The sequence below is a fragment of the Micromonospora sp. NPDC023956 genome (assembly GCF_040639195.1).
Lineage (GTDB): Bacteria > Actinomycetota > Actinomycetes > Mycobacteriales > Micromonosporaceae > Micromonospora.
In genome coordinates this window covers 41,883-56,285 of sequence record NZ_JBEZZN010000020.1, presented here as the reverse complement: position 1 = coordinate 56,285, position 14,403 = coordinate 41,883, and the positions used below count along the sequence as shown (strand labels likewise).

13 protein-coding genes and 1 riboswitch are annotated in these 14,403 nt (G+C 72.4%); of the genes, 5 read left to right on the top strand and 8 right to left on the bottom strand.

Annotated features, from left to right (window positions below):
- Positions 1-118: 118 nt before the first annotated feature.
- Positions 119-835 (bottom strand): hypothetical protein, encoded by a 717-nt coding sequence (locus AB0F58_RS27350; protein WP_357148794.1) that lies wholly within the window; start codon positions 833-835, stop codon positions 119-121.
- A 157-nt stretch (positions 836-992) separates the two neighbouring features.
- Between AB0F58_RS27350 and AB0F58_RS27345 the strand changes: the two genes are divergently transcribed.
- The gene (locus tag AB0F58_RS27345) at positions 993-1,727 is read left to right on the top strand and encodes an SDR family oxidoreductase (protein ID WP_357148791.1); all 735 of its coding nucleotides are present in this window, start codon (positions 993-995) and stop codon (positions 1,725-1,727) included.
- A gap of 486 nt (positions 1,728-2,213) precedes the next feature.
- On the top strand, positions 2,214-3,209 hold the full coding sequence (locus AB0F58_RS27340) for a tyrosine-type recombinase/integrase (protein WP_357148789.1): 996 nt from the start codon (positions 2,214-2,216) through the stop codon (positions 3,207-3,209).
- Positions 3,210-3,231: 22 nt separating this feature from the next.
- Here AB0F58_RS27340 and AB0F58_RS27335 read toward each other — a convergent pair whose 3' ends face one another.
- Positions 3,232-4,011: an endonuclease/exonuclease/phosphatase family protein gene (locus AB0F58_RS27335; protein ID WP_357148786.1), complete on the bottom strand. Its 780-nt coding sequence runs from the start codon at positions 4,009-4,011 to the stop codon at positions 3,232-3,234.
- A 192-nt stretch (positions 4,012-4,203) separates the two neighbouring features.
- On the opposite strand from AB0F58_RS27335, the gene AB0F58_RS27330 reads away from it, so the two are divergent.
- A complete protein-coding gene (locus AB0F58_RS27330) occupies positions 4,204-4,962 on the top strand; it encodes a TSUP family transporter (RefSeq protein WP_357148783.1) in 759 nt (252 codons plus the stop codon).
- Here the strand turns inward: AB0F58_RS27330 and AB0F58_RS27325 are convergent.
- Positions 4,938-5,684, bottom strand: coding sequence for a MerR family transcriptional regulator (locus AB0F58_RS27325; protein WP_357148780.1), 747 nt, complete (start codon positions 5,682-5,684; stop codon positions 4,938-4,940). The two genes, AB0F58_RS27330 and AB0F58_RS27325, sit on opposite strands and share 25 nt — an antisense overlap.
- A 65-nt stretch (positions 5,685-5,749) precedes the next feature.
- On the opposite strand from AB0F58_RS27325, the gene AB0F58_RS27320 reads away from it, so the two are divergent.
- Positions 5,750-7,342 (top strand): DUF6194 family protein, encoded by a 1,593-nt coding sequence (locus tag AB0F58_RS27320; RefSeq protein ID WP_357148777.1) that lies wholly within the window; start codon positions 5,750-5,752, stop codon positions 7,340-7,342.
- A gap of 110 nt (positions 7,343-7,452) precedes the next feature.
- On the opposite strand, the gene def is transcribed toward AB0F58_RS27320, so the two are convergent.
- The 3 genes from def to AB0F58_RS27305 are packed head-to-tail and all read right to left on the bottom strand — an operon-like array spanning position 7,453 to position 10,013.
- The gene (gene def / locus AB0F58_RS27315; protein ID WP_357148775.1) at positions 7,453-7,959 is read right to left on the bottom strand and encodes a peptide deformylase; all 507 of its coding nucleotides are present in this window, start codon (positions 7,957-7,959) and stop codon (positions 7,453-7,455) included.
- A gap of 9 nt (positions 7,960-7,968) precedes the next feature.
- Positions 7,969-8,760 (bottom strand): TetR/AcrR family transcriptional regulator, encoded by a 792-nt coding sequence (locus tag AB0F58_RS27310; protein ID WP_357148772.1) that lies wholly within the window; start codon positions 8,758-8,760, stop codon positions 7,969-7,971.
- 59 nt (positions 8,761-8,819) lie between these two features.
- Positions 8,820-10,013 carry a chorismate-binding protein gene (locus AB0F58_RS27305; protein ID WP_357148769.1) on the bottom strand — a complete coding sequence of 398 codons (1,194 nt, stop codon included), beginning with the start codon at positions 10,011-10,013 and terminating at the stop codon, positions 8,820-8,822.
- 123 nt (positions 10,014-10,136) lie between these two features.
- On the opposite strand from AB0F58_RS27305, the gene AB0F58_RS27300 reads away from it, so the two are divergent.
- Entirely contained in the window at positions 10,137-10,337 is a 201-nt protein-coding gene (locus tag AB0F58_RS27300; RefSeq protein ID WP_088983917.1) for a DUF5999 family protein, read from the top strand.
- Positions 10,338-10,445: 108 nt separating this feature from the next.
- Here the strand turns inward: AB0F58_RS27300 and gcvP are convergent, their stop codons facing one another.
- Complete coding sequence (gene gcvP, locus AB0F58_RS27295; RefSeq protein WP_357148765.1) at positions 10,446-13,268, bottom strand: aminomethyl-transferring glycine dehydrogenase; 2,823 nt, start codon at positions 13,266-13,268, stop codon at positions 10,446-10,448.
- Between the two features lie 74 nt (positions 13,269-13,342).
- Positions 13,343-13,445, bottom strand: a riboswitch (glycine riboswitch).
- Between the two features lie 63 nt (positions 13,446-13,508).
- Positions 13,509-14,357 carry an NAD-dependent protein deacetylase gene (locus AB0F58_RS27290; protein WP_357148762.1) on the bottom strand — a complete coding sequence of 283 codons (849 nt, stop codon included), beginning with the start codon at positions 14,355-14,357 and terminating at the stop codon, positions 13,509-13,511.
- Positions 14,358-14,403: the final 46 nt, after the last annotated feature.

Here is a 14,403-nt window from a genome sequence, read left to right as displayed (position 1 = left end):
GGGCATCCCACCCGGGGGCCGGAAACGACACGCGGCGCGGAGCCGCCCCCGGCAACCCCACGCCACGCCACACCCACCACGATCAGCGACACCCACCGGCGCCCCCGACCACCACACCTCACCCCGCCTCGCGCAACTCCGCCAACCGCGCCTCGATCTCCGCCAACTCCGCCCGCAACCGCTCCGCCTGCTGCTCCGCCTCAGCCCGCTCCGCCCCCAGGATCTGCTCCACCGCCTCCTGCACACCCGGCACGTCCACCAACGCCACCATCCGCAACGCCTCCGCCGGCTTCACCACGTACGGCTTCGCCAACGACTTGCTGCCCTGCTGCGCCGCCACCGTCCACTCGCCCTCCGCGTACTGCAACGTCACCGTCAACCCCGCCGGCGCCTTCGGCTTCGCCACCTTCACCGCCCGCTTCGCCGGCTTCGCCTCCACCACATCCACCTTCGGCTCCTCCCGCCGCTCATCCCGCGACCCGTCACCACGCGACTGCTCCGGCACCGGCGCACGCTCCAACACGAACTCCGGCTCCGCCACCACCGGCTCCACGACGACCTCCGCCTCCGGCTTCGGTTCCACCACCCGCCGCCCCGCACCACGCGGCGCCACCGCCACGTCAGCGGGGGAGAACGGCAACTCGTCCCGCCCGAACCGCACCACCACGAACTCGTCCGACACCGCCGGATCGGTCAGCTCCACCACCTGACCCACCTGCCCGGCGATCTGCCCCGCCGCAGCCGTGAACACCACCTTCGGCTTACGACCCGCCGCCAACGCCTCGCGGATGCCCTGCACCTCGTCAGTGGACAACCCCTGGCCCGCCGCCCCCATCACCAACCACCCTCTTTTCGGACAACTGTCGGAATTTCCTGCCTTTGATACCAGCCGCCACCGACACCAGCCCCGCCGGGGCACCACCGACCACGACCGACGGACGCGCGCCACGGTAACCTCGGCCGACAGCACCACGGCGGGGGAGAGGGGCACCGTGACGACACCGGTCACCCTCATCACCGGCGGCGGACGCGGCATCGGCGCCGCCACCGCCCGCCGCCTCGCCCACGCCGGCCACGACATCGCCCTGTGCTACCGCCGCGACCACGCCGCCGCCACCGCCGTCCTGGCCGACGTGCGCGCCACCGGCCGCCGCGCCATCGCCGTACCCACCGACACCCGCGAACCCGACCAGGTCACCCACCTGTTCGACACCGCCGCCGACGCCCTCGGCCCGATCACCGGCCTGGTCAACAACGCCGGTGTCACCAGCCCGATCGGCCCCTTCGTCGACCTCGCCGTCGACGACATCCGTGACGTCGTCGACGTCAACATCGTCGGCTACCTCCTCTGCGCCCAACAGGCCGCCCGCCGGATGACCGCCGGATCCGCCATCGTCAACGTCTCCTCGGTCGCCGCGACCCTCGGCAGCCCGGGGGAGTACATCCACTACGCCGCCAGCAAGGCCGCCACCGACACCCTCACCGTCGGCCTGGCCAAGGAACTCGCCCCACGCGGCATCCGGGTCAACGCCGTCGCGCCCGGCATCGTCCGTACCGAGATCCACGCCCTCTCCGGCGTGCCCGACCGGCCGGAGCGCGCGGCGGAGCGGATCCCACTCGGCCGGGCCGGCGAACCCGACGAGGTCGCCGCCGCTATCGCCTGGCTGCTCGGCCCGGAAGCCTCCTACACCACCGGTACGGTCCTGCGCGTCTCCGGCGGCCTCTGACCCACCGCCGGCAGCGGAGCGGAGGAGGGCCCGAACCGTTCAACTTGACATAATGTACATTATCGAATCGGAACCACCCGGGCGTGGACCCACCCGAGCGGGGCTCCGACAGCCCGGTCGACCGCCCATCGCGCCGAGGTGACCACGAGCGCAACCGTTCCCGCCCGCATCGCCGCTCACCGTCGCCGACGTCGTGGCGCCCGGTGCGGACACGACGCGCCACGGACACTGTGGAACTGCCCCGTCGGTGCGGTCACCCGGCAACCGGACCGGCCAGTCGACGGATCACCGCCCACGCCCTGGGCCGGCCGCCGTCCTACCGCTTCGGCGCCCCCGCCGGCCGACCTTCCCGTCAGGGCTGCGGGGCTCCCTGCCCCGTGCCCGGTTCATCCCGTCACCGGCGCCGGCCGGACGGACGTGGTGCGCGAGCCGGCTCCGCTCCCCCCGTTCATGGCGCCAACCTGAAAATCATGCATAATTACCCTTATGCATGACAAAGTGGACGGAAGTGTCAGGGTGTTGATCGAGGAGTTCCTGACCGCCCGGGCCACCCGGAAGCCCTCACCACACACCCTCCAGGCGTACCGGCGGGACCTGCTGGGCGTCGCCCGCCTGGCCGCCGAGCAGGCCACCCCTCCCCTGTCGCCCGACACCCTGCCGGTCACCGCCCTCTCCCCCCGGTCGCTGCGGGCGGCCTTCGCCGCGTTCGCCGCTCCCCGGGCGGCGGCGTCGGTGCACCGGGCCTGGTCCACCTGGAACAACTTCTTCACGTTCCTGGTCGCCGAGGGTGTGGTGGCGGGCAATCCGATGCCGGCGGTCGACCGTCCCCGTGCCCCACTCCCCCAGCCCAAGCCGCTGCGCGGCGAGGACACCCCGGAGCAGCTGCTCGACGCGGTGGCCCGGGCGGTGGGACGCCAGCACGATCCGTGGCCGGAACGCGATCTGGCGGTGGTGGCGTTGGCGCTCTGCACCGGCCTGCGGTTGTCGGAGCTGTTGGCGTTGCGGGTCGGGTCGGTGGCGGGTCGTGCGGGTGAGCGCCGGCTGGACGTGGCGGGCAAGGGTGGTCGTCCGCGGGTGGTGCCGGTCGAGCCGGAGTTGGACGGGGTGCTGGTGGCGTACCGGGAGAGTCGGGTGCGGCGGTTCGGTACGCGTTCGGTGCGGCCGGACTCGGCGTTGCTGGTGGATCGGCGGGGTGAGCCGTTGCGGCGGGGTGGTCTGCAGTACCTGGTGGATTCCTGTTACCGGCGGGCGGGGATCACGGACCGGGTGCCGCGGGGTGCGCGGTTGCACGCGTTGCGGCACACGTTCGCGACGCGGTTGGCCGAGGACGGGGCGAGTGCGGCGGAGATCATGCGGCTGCTGGGGCATGCGTCGTTGGCGTCGTCGCAGACGTACATCGAGGTGACGGCGGGTCAGCAGCGGGCGGCGGTGCGGTCGAACCGTACGCATCGGGTGTTGGTGGGTCTGGTGTCGGCGGGGTGACGGGCGGGGTGTGTCGTGGTGGTCAGCCGAGGTCGACGACGAGGGGGCGGTGGTCGGAGATGGTGGAGGCGGGGGTGGTGACGGCGGTGACGGGTGGGAGCCGGTGGGCGTCGTGCCGGTCGACGAGGATGTGGTCGAGTTGGACGCGGGGGCGGGTGGCGGGGTAGGTGGGTCGGCGGCCGAGGGGGCGCCAGCCGGAGACGATTCGGGTGGCGGTGGTGGGGAGGTTCAGGTCGCCGAGGAGGACGCGTGGTGCGGGGAGGGTGCGGAGTGCGCGGACGACCTGGCGGAGTTGGTGGGCGTTCCAGCCGGGGACGAAGGAGAGGTGGGTGGCGGCGGCGGTGAGGGGGCCGTGTGGGGTGTCGAGGACGGCGGCGAGGAGGACTCGTGGTTCGTCGTGGAGGAGGAGTAGTCCGCCGCCGGGGCCGGGTACGTAGACGGGGGATCGTACGGGTGCGGGTCGTAGTCGGGTGATCTGCCAGGTGCGGACGGGGTAGCGGGTGATGAGTCCGATGCCGTAGCAGGGTTCGCCGTGGCCGTCGTCGTCGTGGGTGAGGGGGCGGAATCGTTCGCCGGGGGTGCCGACGACGGCGGCGGCGAATCGGTGTTCGGGGGCGTCGAGGGCGCGGGCGGCGATGGCGGTGAGGTCGAGGTTTCCGCTGCGGGTCTGGTCGCGGTCGACTTCCTGGAGGGCGAGGATGTCGGCGTCGAGGCTGGTGACGGCGGCGGTGAGGCGGTCGGGGTCGACGAGTCCGTCGGCCGGGGATCGGCCGTGCAGCAGGTTGAAGGTGGCCAGGCGCACGTTATGCACGATACGTGGTGATGGGAGGGTTGCCGGGTGGTGAGAGCGCTGGTGTGTTCGGTGTTGGTGTTCGTGGTGGTTGGTGTCGTGGGGTTGTGGGTGCGTCGTCGTCGTGGCCGGTGAGGCTGCCCACAGGGGGTCTCGTGGGGTGGGTGGCGCTGGGAAGAATGGCGGCCCGTGGATGCTCTGTCGTTGACGACCCTGCTGACTGCGGCGGCCCTGGCGGGTTGGGTGGATGCCGTGGTGGGTGGGGGTGGGTTGTTGTTGTTGCCGGCGTTGTTGGTGGCGGCGCCGGGGTTGCCGGTGGCGACGGCGTTGGGGACGAACAAGTTGGCGGCGATCGCGGGGACGTCGACGGCGGCGGTGACGTATGCGCGGCATACGAGGATCGATTGGCGGGTGGCGGGGCCGGCGGCGGGGTTGGCGGTGGGGTGCGCCGGGGTGGGTGCGGCGTTGGCGGGGGTGGTGCCGGCGGAGGCGTACCGGCCGGTGGTGTTGGTGGTGTTGGTGGCGGTGGCGGTGTTCGTGGCGGTGCGGCCCCGGTTGGGGGTGGTGGCGTTGCCGGAGCGGCGGACCCGGGGGCGGGTGGTGGTCGCGGTGGTGGTGGCCGGTGGTGGGATCGCGTTGTACGACGGGTTGATCGGGCCGGGTACGGGGACGTTTCTGGTGGTGGCGTTCACGTTGCTGGTGGGGGCGGATTTCCTGCACGGTTCGGCGATGGCGAAGATCGTCAATGCTGGTACGAATCTGGGTGCGCTGGTGGTGTTCGGGCTGGCCGGGCATGTGTGGTGGTGGCTGGGGTTGGCCATGGCGGTGTGCAACGTGGCGGGTGCGGTGGTGGGTGCGCGGATGGCGTTGCGGCGTGGGGCGGGGTTCGTGCGGGTGGTGTTGCTGGTGGTGGTGTTGGCGTTGCTGGCGAAGTTGGGTTACGACCAGTGGTTGGCCGGTTGAGGTGGGTGGGGCGTGGTGTCGCGGAAGGAGAGGTAGTCCGCGAGGCGGGCGGATCCGGTGAGCATCGCGCGGCTGCGGGCTGTGATTCGCTGCCGCCACTGGTCGATCGAGGCTGCCAGGGGGCCGGGTCCACCGGCGGCGTGGACCTGCTCGATGACGGCTGCGATGCGGTCGAGTGGGTGACCGCCGCGGCGCAGCAGATGGGCGAGTTCGGCGTCGCGTACGTCTTCGGGTGAGTAGATTCGCGCGGTCCGGGACCGGGCCGGGGTCAGGATGCCGGCGCGTTCCCATTTGCGCAGGGTGGCTGGGGTGACGCCGAGCCGGTGGGCGAGGACACCGACCGGGATGGGCCGGTCCGGTCCGGGCGTGGTCGGTGTGGGGGTTGCGAGCAGGACAGCGGTCGAGGCGACGCGGTCGAGGGTTTCCCGGTCGCGGTGCAGCTGGACGTGGGCGGTGTCGAGCAGGGCCAGGGCTGTCGGTAGGTCGTCGCGGAGAACTGATCTCATGATGTCGCCGGCTGTGCGGTGGCCGTATCCCGTGACGAGTGCGACGTAGGCGTCGAGCGCGCCGGCATGGTCGTCGGTGTAGGTCCGGTAGCCGCTCGGTGTGCGGGCGGCCGATGGGATCACTCCGGCCTGCTCGTAGTTGCGGACTGCCTGGGCGGAGAGCCCGTGGGTCCGGGCCAGATCCACGGGTCGGTACGTCCGGTTTTTAGACTTCATTGGGTTGAGCTCCGGGTCGGTTCGGGCAAAGTTTCAACCGCTGGTTCAACGATACGGTTGAGGTCATGGCTTTCGACTCCGAGTTGTTGTCCCGTATCGCCGTGCGCCGGCCGCATCTGCTCGCGATCGGCGAGCCCTACCACGGGGAGCCGGCGTTTCCGCATCTGCGCAATCGGATCCTCGAGAGACTCGCCGGGTTCGGCTTCCGGTCGATCGCGATCGAGTCGGACCGGGCGGCCGGTCTCGCTGTCGACGACTATGTGCAGGGTCGACGGGACGAGGTGGATCTGTCGACGGGCATCAGTCATGGCTGGGGTGCCCATCCCGCCACCCGCGAACTGATCGAATGGCTGCGGGCGTACAACGAGAAGGTGCCGGCCGGGGAACGTATCGCCTTTCACGGTTTCGATGCTCCGACGGAGATCACGGGTGCTCCCAGCCCTGGGCCTCTCCTGCGGGAGTTGCGCGATTACCTCGGCGTGCCGGCGCCTGACCTGGACCGTCTGGTCGGTGACGAGGGTCGCTGGACCGCTCCGGAGATCATGTTCGATGCGGCTCGGTCGCCCGGTCGGTCATCGGAGGCTGCGGCGTTGCGTGGCCTCGCCGAGGATCTGCGTACGCTTCTGTACGCCGATGCGCCCCGGCTGGTCAGGGACACCTCGGCGGAGGCCTGGAACCGGGCCAGGGTGCTCGCGGGTACCGCTGTCGGCCTGTTGGCCTACCATGCCGCGATGGCGGAGCCGGGCTCTCAGTCGTGGCGGATCGGCCGCCTGCTCGCGGTGCGTGACGCGTTGATGGCGCAGAATCTGCTGGACATCCTTGCCGTGGAGCGGGAGCGGGGGCCTGTTCTCGTTTCCGGCAACAACGCCCATCTGCAACGGCATCCGAGTCGGTGGGCCACCCGTTGGGATGGTCAGGATCTGGCAGCGCAGTGGAACGGTGCCGGTTCGATCGTGTCGCCGTTGCTCGGGGACCGGTACGTGTACGTGGCCGGCAGTCTCGGGGCGAGCGGGCCGGTCGGTCTGGGGCAGCCGGAGCCCGGCACCTTCGAGGAGCGGCTCGGTCCGGAGACGGGGATCTTTCCGCCGCCGGTGGGTGGGGATCTGCGGGAGCGCGTGGTGGACCTGCTCGGGTATTTTCCGTTGGACGTGGGCACGGTGGAGACCTGCGACGCGATCCTGCACGTCGGCTCGGAGCCTGGTGCGGCCGACGCGGCTCGGATCTTCGGCCTTCACGGGGTGACCGAGACCCGGATCCCGCCGGGCTCGGAGATGCCTTCCTACACCTGGGGCGACCGGTTCTTCTTCGCGGGCGTGGATCGGGTGCGGCCGTTCGCCACGATCGTCCTGCATGACGTGCCGGGCTTCGACGAGCGGTCTCGTCTGTCCGAGCGTGGGCGGTACCGGCTCAACATCGAGGTGGGGCGCGCCGAGTTCCGGAACCTGTTCGGCTACGGTCCGGAGGAGTTCGACGTGCACCGCGACGGTCTCGACTTCGCGGAGGCGGATCGGTTGATGCCGCATCCGGTCTATGCGGTGCAGGGCTGGGTGAGTGTGGTCAATCCGGGTCCGGCCTCTGCGGATGAGGTGACGCGGCTGGTGGCCCAGGCGCGGTCCCGGAGCGCGGAGCGGGAGGGCCGCGGTAGTCGGCGCCGGTAGCCCGGCTGGGTCTGCGGGCCCGGCGCCGGGGCGGGTGTCGCGGCCCCGCCGGTCGGGTCGAGCACGACGGGGGTGTCGCGGCAGCGCGGGTGTTGGCGCGTGGCGTGGGGTCAGCGGCGGCGGGGTGAGTCGTAGCGGCCGGCGCGGATCTCGCGGAGGGCGCGGCGGCGGGTGTCGCCGCGGAGGGTGTCGACGTAGAGGGTGCCGGCGAGGTGGTCGGTTTCGTGTTGGAGGGCGCGGGCGAGGAAGCCGCTGCCGGTGATGGTGAGTGGTTGGCCGTGTTGGTCGAAGCCGTGGGCGGTGGCGTGGAGGGCGCGGGGGGTCGGGAAGTAGTGGCCGGGGATGGAGAGGCAGCCTTCGTCGTCGTCCTGGAGTTCGGTGGACAGGTCGAGGGTGGGGTTGACGAGGTGGCCGCGGTGGCCGTCGGCGTCGTAGACGAACACCTGGGCGCTGACGCCGATCTGGGGGGCGGCGACGCCGGCGCGGCCGGGTTCGCCGAGGAGGGTGTCCATCAGGTCGGTGACCAGGGCGCGTAGGTCGGCGTCGAAGGTGGTGACGGGTTCGCAGGGGGTGCGCAGGACGGGGTCGCCGATGATGCGGATGGGGCGCATGGTCATGGCGGAAGGTTAGCGTCCGGCTGCGGCGGGTGTGGTGTCCGGTCGGTTGGCGACGAGGACGGCGATGCCGTCGAGGATGCGGTCGAGGCCGAAGGTGAAGGCGCGGGTGGGGTCGGTGGTGCCGCCGTATTCTTCGCCGGCGGTGGTGCCGACGCGGGCGGCGGTCGGGTAGCGGCGCGGGTCGAGGGCTCTTTCCAGGTAGGGGGCGTGGGCGTACCACCATTGTTCGTCGGTCATGCCGGTGTGTCCGGGGGCCTGGGTGGCTTCGACGGCGCCGCGTACGGCGCCGTGGACGTAGCCGTTGACGAGGGTGACGACGGCGTCCATTTCGAGGTCGGTGAGGCCGATGCCCTCGACGGCGCGGAGTTCGGTGTCGTATTTCGCGATGGCGTGGGGGCCGAGTGGGGGGCGGGTGGTGGCGACGTGGAGCAGCCAGGGGTGGCGTAGGTAGCGGTTCCAGTTGGTGTGGGCGATGTGGGCCAGGCGGGTGCGCCAGTGGCTGTCGGGTGGGTGCGGTGGGTCGGTGGGTTCGCCGTAGACGGTGTCGACCATGACGTCGAGGAGTTCGCCCTTGCCGGGGATGTGGGTGTAGAGGCTCATGGTGCCGACGCCGAGGTGTTCGGCGACGCGGCGCATGGAGAGGGCGGGGAGTCCGTCGGTGTCGGCGAGGTCGATGGCGGCGCGGACGATGCGGTCGACGGTGAGGTCGGGTCGGCCGCGTCGGGTGGGGCGGTCGCGGGTGCGCCAGAGCAGGGCGAGGCTGCGGGCGGGGTCGCCGGTGCCGGGGTACTCGGTGGTCATCGGGGTTCACCCTACCGGTGGGGTGGGGGTGGGAGACCGGCTGAGTTGTCGGGCCGGGGTCAGGGGTGGGCGAGGGCGGCGCGCAGGGGGGCGGCCTTGGCGGCGGCTTCGGCGACTTCGGCCTGCGGGTCGCTGTCCCAGGTGATCCCTCCCCCGGCCCACAGGTGCAGTCGGTGGGGGTCGGCGGCGGCGGTGCGGATGGTGAGGCCGAGGTCGAGGTGGCCGGGGCCGACCCAGCCGAGTGCGCCCATGCTGGCGCCCCGGCCGACGGGTTCGGTGGTGGCGATGTGGGTGAGGGCGGCGTGTTTGGGGGCGCCGGTGACGGAGCCGCCGGGGCAGACGGCGCGGAGCAGGTCGGCGAGGCCGAGGCCGTCGGCGGCGGTGGCGGAGATGGTGGATTCGGCCTGCCACAGGTCGCACCAGCGGCGGACGGTGAACAGCTCGTCGACCTGGACGCTGCCGGTGCGGGCGATGCGGGCGAGGTCGTTGCGTTCCAGGTCGACGATCATGACGTGTTCGGCGCGTTCCTTGGCGGAGTCGAGCAGTTCGCGGTGGCCCTGGGTGGTGGCGGGGCGGGTGCCTTTGATGGGGCGGGTGTGGATGCGGCCGGCGGTGACTTCGACGAGGGTTTCCGGGGAGGCGCAGCCGAGGGCCCAGCCGTGGCCGTGGAGGGTGCCGCCGTAGCGGGCGCCGGGGAGGGTGCCGAGGCGGGCGAGGGCGGGGAGGGGGTCGCCGGTGTAGGGGGCGGCGGCGTGGCCGACGAGGTTGACCTGGTAGACGTCGCCGCGGGCGATGGCGGCGCGGACGGTGTCGACGGCGGTGGCGTGTTGGTCGGGGGTCCAGCTGGGCTGCCAGGGGCCGAGCCACCAGGGTGCGGTGGTGGGTGGTGCCGGTGGGGTGGGGTGGTCGGTGTGGGTGTGGATGACGACGGCGATGTCGGGTAGGGCGGGGGCGGGGGTGGGTGGGCCGGGTGGGGCGCCGGTGATGAGGGCGCCGGCGGCGGCGGAGACGTAGAGGGAGGCGCCGCAGATGCCGGTGGGGTCGTGGTGGGCGGGTCGGGTGAGGTCGGTGACGGGTAGCCCGTGGGTGGTGAGGAAGTCCTGGATGGTGGTGGCGGGGTCGCCGCCGTCGGTGGTGCGCCATTCGAGGCGGGCGTGTTCGGTGAGGGTGTGTCGGCAGGCTGGTGGGGCGGCTGGTGGGGTGTTCCACCGCCGTGGGAGCGTTTCCACGACGTCCGGGCCATGGGGGATCATCCGTTCAGCGGATTTCCGGGGCGGCCGACGGGTAGCTGCTCGATGTCGTGCGCTTCCGCTTGGTACTGTGCGTCACTGGTCATGTGAACCATGACACAGTGCCCCCACAGTCCGGAGAACCCGATGTGTCAGCACCAACCCACCTGCCCCTCCGCTGAGGCGACCGACCGGGAGGCCGCCCGGATTCTCGCCTGCTTCCCCGAGCAGGGCTGGAGCCTGCTCTGCAACGGGGTGATCGTCTTCGAGGACACCGGCGAACTGCTCCCCGACGGCCGTACCATCGCCCCGCACCGCGGGCCCGCCCGCCACGCGCTCGCCGCCTGACGACGACACCCGTCGATCTGCCCGGCGGCGTCCGCGCAGGTCCAGGCTAAACCCCGGACCACGCGCCACGCCGGCCGGGGCGGCGGTGCCGCCCCGGCGCGACCCGACTCACTCGGCGAACGCCTCCGGCGCCGGACACGAGCACACCAGGTTCCGGTCACCGTACGCGCCGTCGATGCGCCGCACCGGCGGCCAGTACCGGCCCATCCGGTCCACCCCGGCCGGGTAGGCGCCCACCGACCGCGGGTACGGGTGCGGCCACTCGTCGGCCGACACCATCGCCGCGGTGTGCGGGGCGTTCGACAGCGGGTTGTCCCCCGCCGGCCACTCCCCCGACCCCACCCGGTCGATCTCCGCCCGGATCGCGATCATCGCGTCACAGAACCGGTCCAACTCGGCCAGGTCCTCGCTCTCGGTGGGCTCCACCATCAGCGTCCCCGCCACCGGGAACGACATCGTCGGCGCGTGGAACCCGTAGTCGACCAGCCGCTTGGCCACGTCGTCCACGCTCACCCCGGTCGTCTTCGTCAACGGCCGCAGGTCCAGGATGCACTCGTGCGCCACCAGGCCCTCGTTGCCGGCGTACAGCACCGGGTAGTGGGCGCGCAGCCGCGCCGCCACGTAGTTCGCCGCGAGGACCGCCACGCCGGTCGCCCGGGTCAGCCCCTCCGCGCCCATCATCCGCAGGTACGCCCACGGGATCGGCAGGATCCCCGCCGACCCGTACCGGGCCGCCGACACCGCCGGCCGGTCCACGTCGTGCCCGCCGACCGGATCCCCCGGCAGGAACGGCGCCAGGTGCGACCGCACCGCCACCGGACCCACCCCCGGGCCGCCCCCGCCGTGCGGGATGCAGAACGTCTTGTGCAGGTTCAGGTGCGACACGTCCGCCCCGAACCGGCCCGGCTTGGCGTACCCGACCAGGGCGTTGAGGTTCGCCCCGTCGACGTACACCTGGCCCCCGGCGTCGTGGACCCTCGCGCACAGCTGCGCGATGCCGGTCTCGTACACCCCGTGCGTCGACGGGTACGTCACCATGATCGCCGCGAGGACGTCCCGGTGCTTGTCGACCTTCGCGTCGAGGTCGACCAGGTCCACGTTGCCGTCGACGTCACAACCGACCACCACCACGCGCATCCCGGCCATCACCGCGCTCGCCGCGTTCGTGCCGTGCGCCGACGACGGGATCAGGCACACGTCCCGGTGTCCCTCACCACGGCTGCGGTGGTACGAGCGGATCGCCAGCAGCCCCGCCAGTTCCCCCTGCGAACCGGCGTTGGGCTGCACGCTCACCGCGTCGTAGCCGGTCACCTCCGCCAGCCATCCCTCCAACTGGGCGACCAGGTCGCGGTACCCGGCGGTCTGCGCCGCCGGCGCGAACGGGTGCAGGTGGGCGAACTCCGGCCAGCTCACCGGCTCCATCTCGGTGGTGGCGTTCAGCTTCATCGTGCACGACCCCAGCGGGATCATGCCCCGGTCCAGGGCGTAGTCGAAGTCGGCGAGGCGACGCAGGTACCGCAGCATCGCCGTCTCCGAGTGGTGCCGGTGGAACACCGGGTGGCTGAGGACGGCGCCGGTACGGGCCAGCGCGGACGGCAGCGCCGCGTCCACGTCGCCGGAGAACGGCGCCACCCCGAACGCCGCCCACACCGTCTCCAGGTGCCCGACGGTGGTCGTCTCGTCGCAGGAGATCCCCACCCGGTCGGCGTCGACCAGCCGCAGGTTCACGCCCCGCGCGGCCGCCGCGTCCACGACCTCGACGGCCCGGCCCGGCACGTGCGCGCACACCGTGTCGAAGAACGGCACGTCCGCGACGGTCACCCCACCGGCACGCAGCCCGGCCGCCAGCCGCGCCGCCATGTCGTGAGTGCGCGTGGCGATCTGCCGCAGCCCGTCCGGACCGTGGTAGACGGCGTACATGCCGGCCATCACCGCCAGCAGCACCTGCGCGGTGCAGATGTTGCTGGTCGCCTTCTCCCGGCGGATGTGCTGCTCACGGGTCTGCAACGCCAGCCGGTACGCCGGGTTCCCGGCGGCGTCCCGGGACACCCCGACGAGGCGACCCGGCAGCATCCGCTCCAGGCCCGCGCGGACCGCCAGGTAGCCGGCGTGCGGGCCGCCGAAACCCATCGGCACCCCGAACCGTTGGGTGGTGCCGGCGGCGATGTCCGCGCCGATCTCACCCGGCGCGCGCAGCAGCGTCAACGCCAGCAGGTCCGCCGCGACCGTCACCAGCGCGCCGGCCGCGTGCGCCGCCGCCACCAGCGGGGCGTGGTCCCGCACCGTGCCGGACGCGCCCGGATACTGCAGGTGCAGGCCGAAGAACTCCGCCGGCAGCGGCTCGGCGTCGACGTCGACGACCCGCACCTCGATGCCGAGCGGCTCGGCCCGGCCGGCGATCACCGCGACGGTCTGCGGCAGGGTGTCCGCGTCGACCACGTACACGTTGCTCTTCGTCTTCGTGGCGCGGCGGGCCAGGGTCATCGCCTCCGCCGCGGCGGTGCCCTCGTCGAGCATCGAGGCGTTCGCGGTGGCCAGGCCGGTCAGGTCGGTCACCATGGTCTGGAAGTTCAGCAGCGCCTCGAGACGGCCCTGGCTGATCTCCGGCTGGTACGGGGTGTAGGCGGTGTACCAGGCCGGGTTCTCCAGCACGTTGCGGCGGATCACCGCCGGGGTGTGCGTGCCGTGGTAGCCCAGCCCGATCATCGACACCGCGACGGTGTTGCGGGCGGCGAGGGCCCGCAGCTCGGCGATCGCCTCCCGCTCGCTGGCCGCCGGCGGCAGGTCCAGGGTGCCGTGCCAGCGGATCACCTCGGGGATCGCCGCGTCCATCAACTCCTCGACGGAGCCGTATCCCACCGTTTTCAACATCCGGCGCTCACTGTCCGCATCGGGACCGATGTGACGGGCGGCGAACTGCTCTACGGTCATGCGCTGTGCTCCCCGGGGGCCAGGTCGACGGATCGGCCTCCCCCTCTGTCGCGCCCGCACAGCGCTCCACAGTGCCTGCCCACGAGGTCCTTTTGCCTGAGAGGTTCCGGGGAGGGGTTGCCCCTTCGGCGCCGCCCGGGGGCACCTGCCCCGCGCGGTCTCTCCCCCGTGGGTGGTACGGCACGTTCCACGCTACCAGCGTCGGTGTTTCCCGGCGGTGGCGTACCCCACCCCGGCAGCTCAGGACAGCACGTCGAGCGGCGCGGCCACCAGCCGGTCGGCCAGGGCGGGCAGGAACCGCCCCAGCGGCGCGTCGACGGTCAGCGCGGCGTACCCGTCGCCCCGGGTGGGCCCCTGGTTGACGATCACGACCGGAACGTCCCGTTTCGCCGCCCGCAGCACGAACCGGCGGCCCGACATCACCGTCAACGACGACCCGAGCACCAGCAGCAGCCGGGCCCGTTCCACCAGGTCGAAGCAGCGGGCCACCCGGGGCGCGGGCACCGTCTCGCCGAAGAACACCACGTCGGGCTTGAGCATGCCGCCCCGGCAGAAACCGCAGTCCACCACCCGGAACGCGGCCACCGCCGCGTCGGGCAGCTCCACGTCACCGTCCGGGTTGACCGCCGTGACCGCCGCCGTGAACCCCGGATTCGCCTCCCGCAGCCGCCGGTCCAGTTCCTCCCGCGAGGTGAGGTTCCCGCAGTCCAGGCAGACCACCTCGTCGAGCCGGCCGTGCAGCTCCACCACCCGGGGGCTGCCCGCCGTGGTGTGCAGGCCGTCGACGTTCTGGGTGATCACCGCGTCCACCAGACCCGCGTGCTGCAACCGGGCCACCGCCCGGTGCCCGTCGTTCGGCGCGGCCCGCGCCATCAGCCGCCACCCCAGGTGGCTGCGCGCCCAGTAGCGCCGCCGCGCGGCGGCGTCACCGGTGAACGTCTGGTACGTCATCGGGGTGTGCCGGCGCGCCACCCCGCTGGGACCCCGGTAGTCGGGAATACCCGACTCGGTGGACAGCCCCGCGCCGCTGAGCACCACCACACCACCAGCGGCGACCCGCCGCGCCACCGCCTCGACCCGCTCCGTCACCCGTCCATGCTGCCTCAGCCGCCCCGCCGGCGGCGAGCCGTCGGGG

Bases quoted from the DNA above. Each gene is read 5' to 3' on its own strand.
- AB0F58_RS27350 (WP_357148794.1), bottom strand. From the start codon at position 835: ATGGGGGCGGCGGGCCAGGGGTTGTCCACTGACGAGGTGCAGGGCATC.
- AB0F58_RS27340 (WP_357148789.1), top strand. From the start codon at position 2,214: ATGCATGACAAAGTGGACGGAAGTGTCAGGGTGTTGATCGAGGAGTTC.
- AB0F58_RS27325 (WP_357148780.1), bottom strand. From the start codon at position 5,684: ATGAAGTCTAAAAACCGGACGTACCGACCCGTGGATCTGGCCCGGACC.
- AB0F58_RS27320 (WP_357148777.1), top strand. From the start codon at position 5,750: ATGGCTTTCGACTCCGAGTTGTTGTCCCGTATCGCCGTGCGCCGGCCG.
- def (WP_357148775.1), bottom strand. From the start codon at position 7,959: ATGACCATGCGCCCCATCCGCATCATCGGCGACCCCGTCCTGCGCACC.
- AB0F58_RS27310 (WP_357148772.1), bottom strand. From the start codon at position 8,760: ATGACCACCGAGTACCCCGGCACCGGCGACCCCGCCCGCAGCCTCGCC.
- AB0F58_RS27305 (WP_357148769.1), bottom strand. From the start codon at position 10,013: ATGATCCCCCATGGCCCGGACGTCGTGGAAACGCTCCCACGGCGGTGG.
- AB0F58_RS27300 (WP_088983917.1), top strand. From the start codon at position 10,137: ATGTGTCAGCACCAACCCACCTGCCCCTCCGCTGAGGCGACCGACCGG.
- gcvP (WP_357148765.1), bottom strand. From the start codon at position 13,268: ATGACCGTAGAGCAGTTCGCCGCCCGTCACATCGGTCCCGATGCGGAC.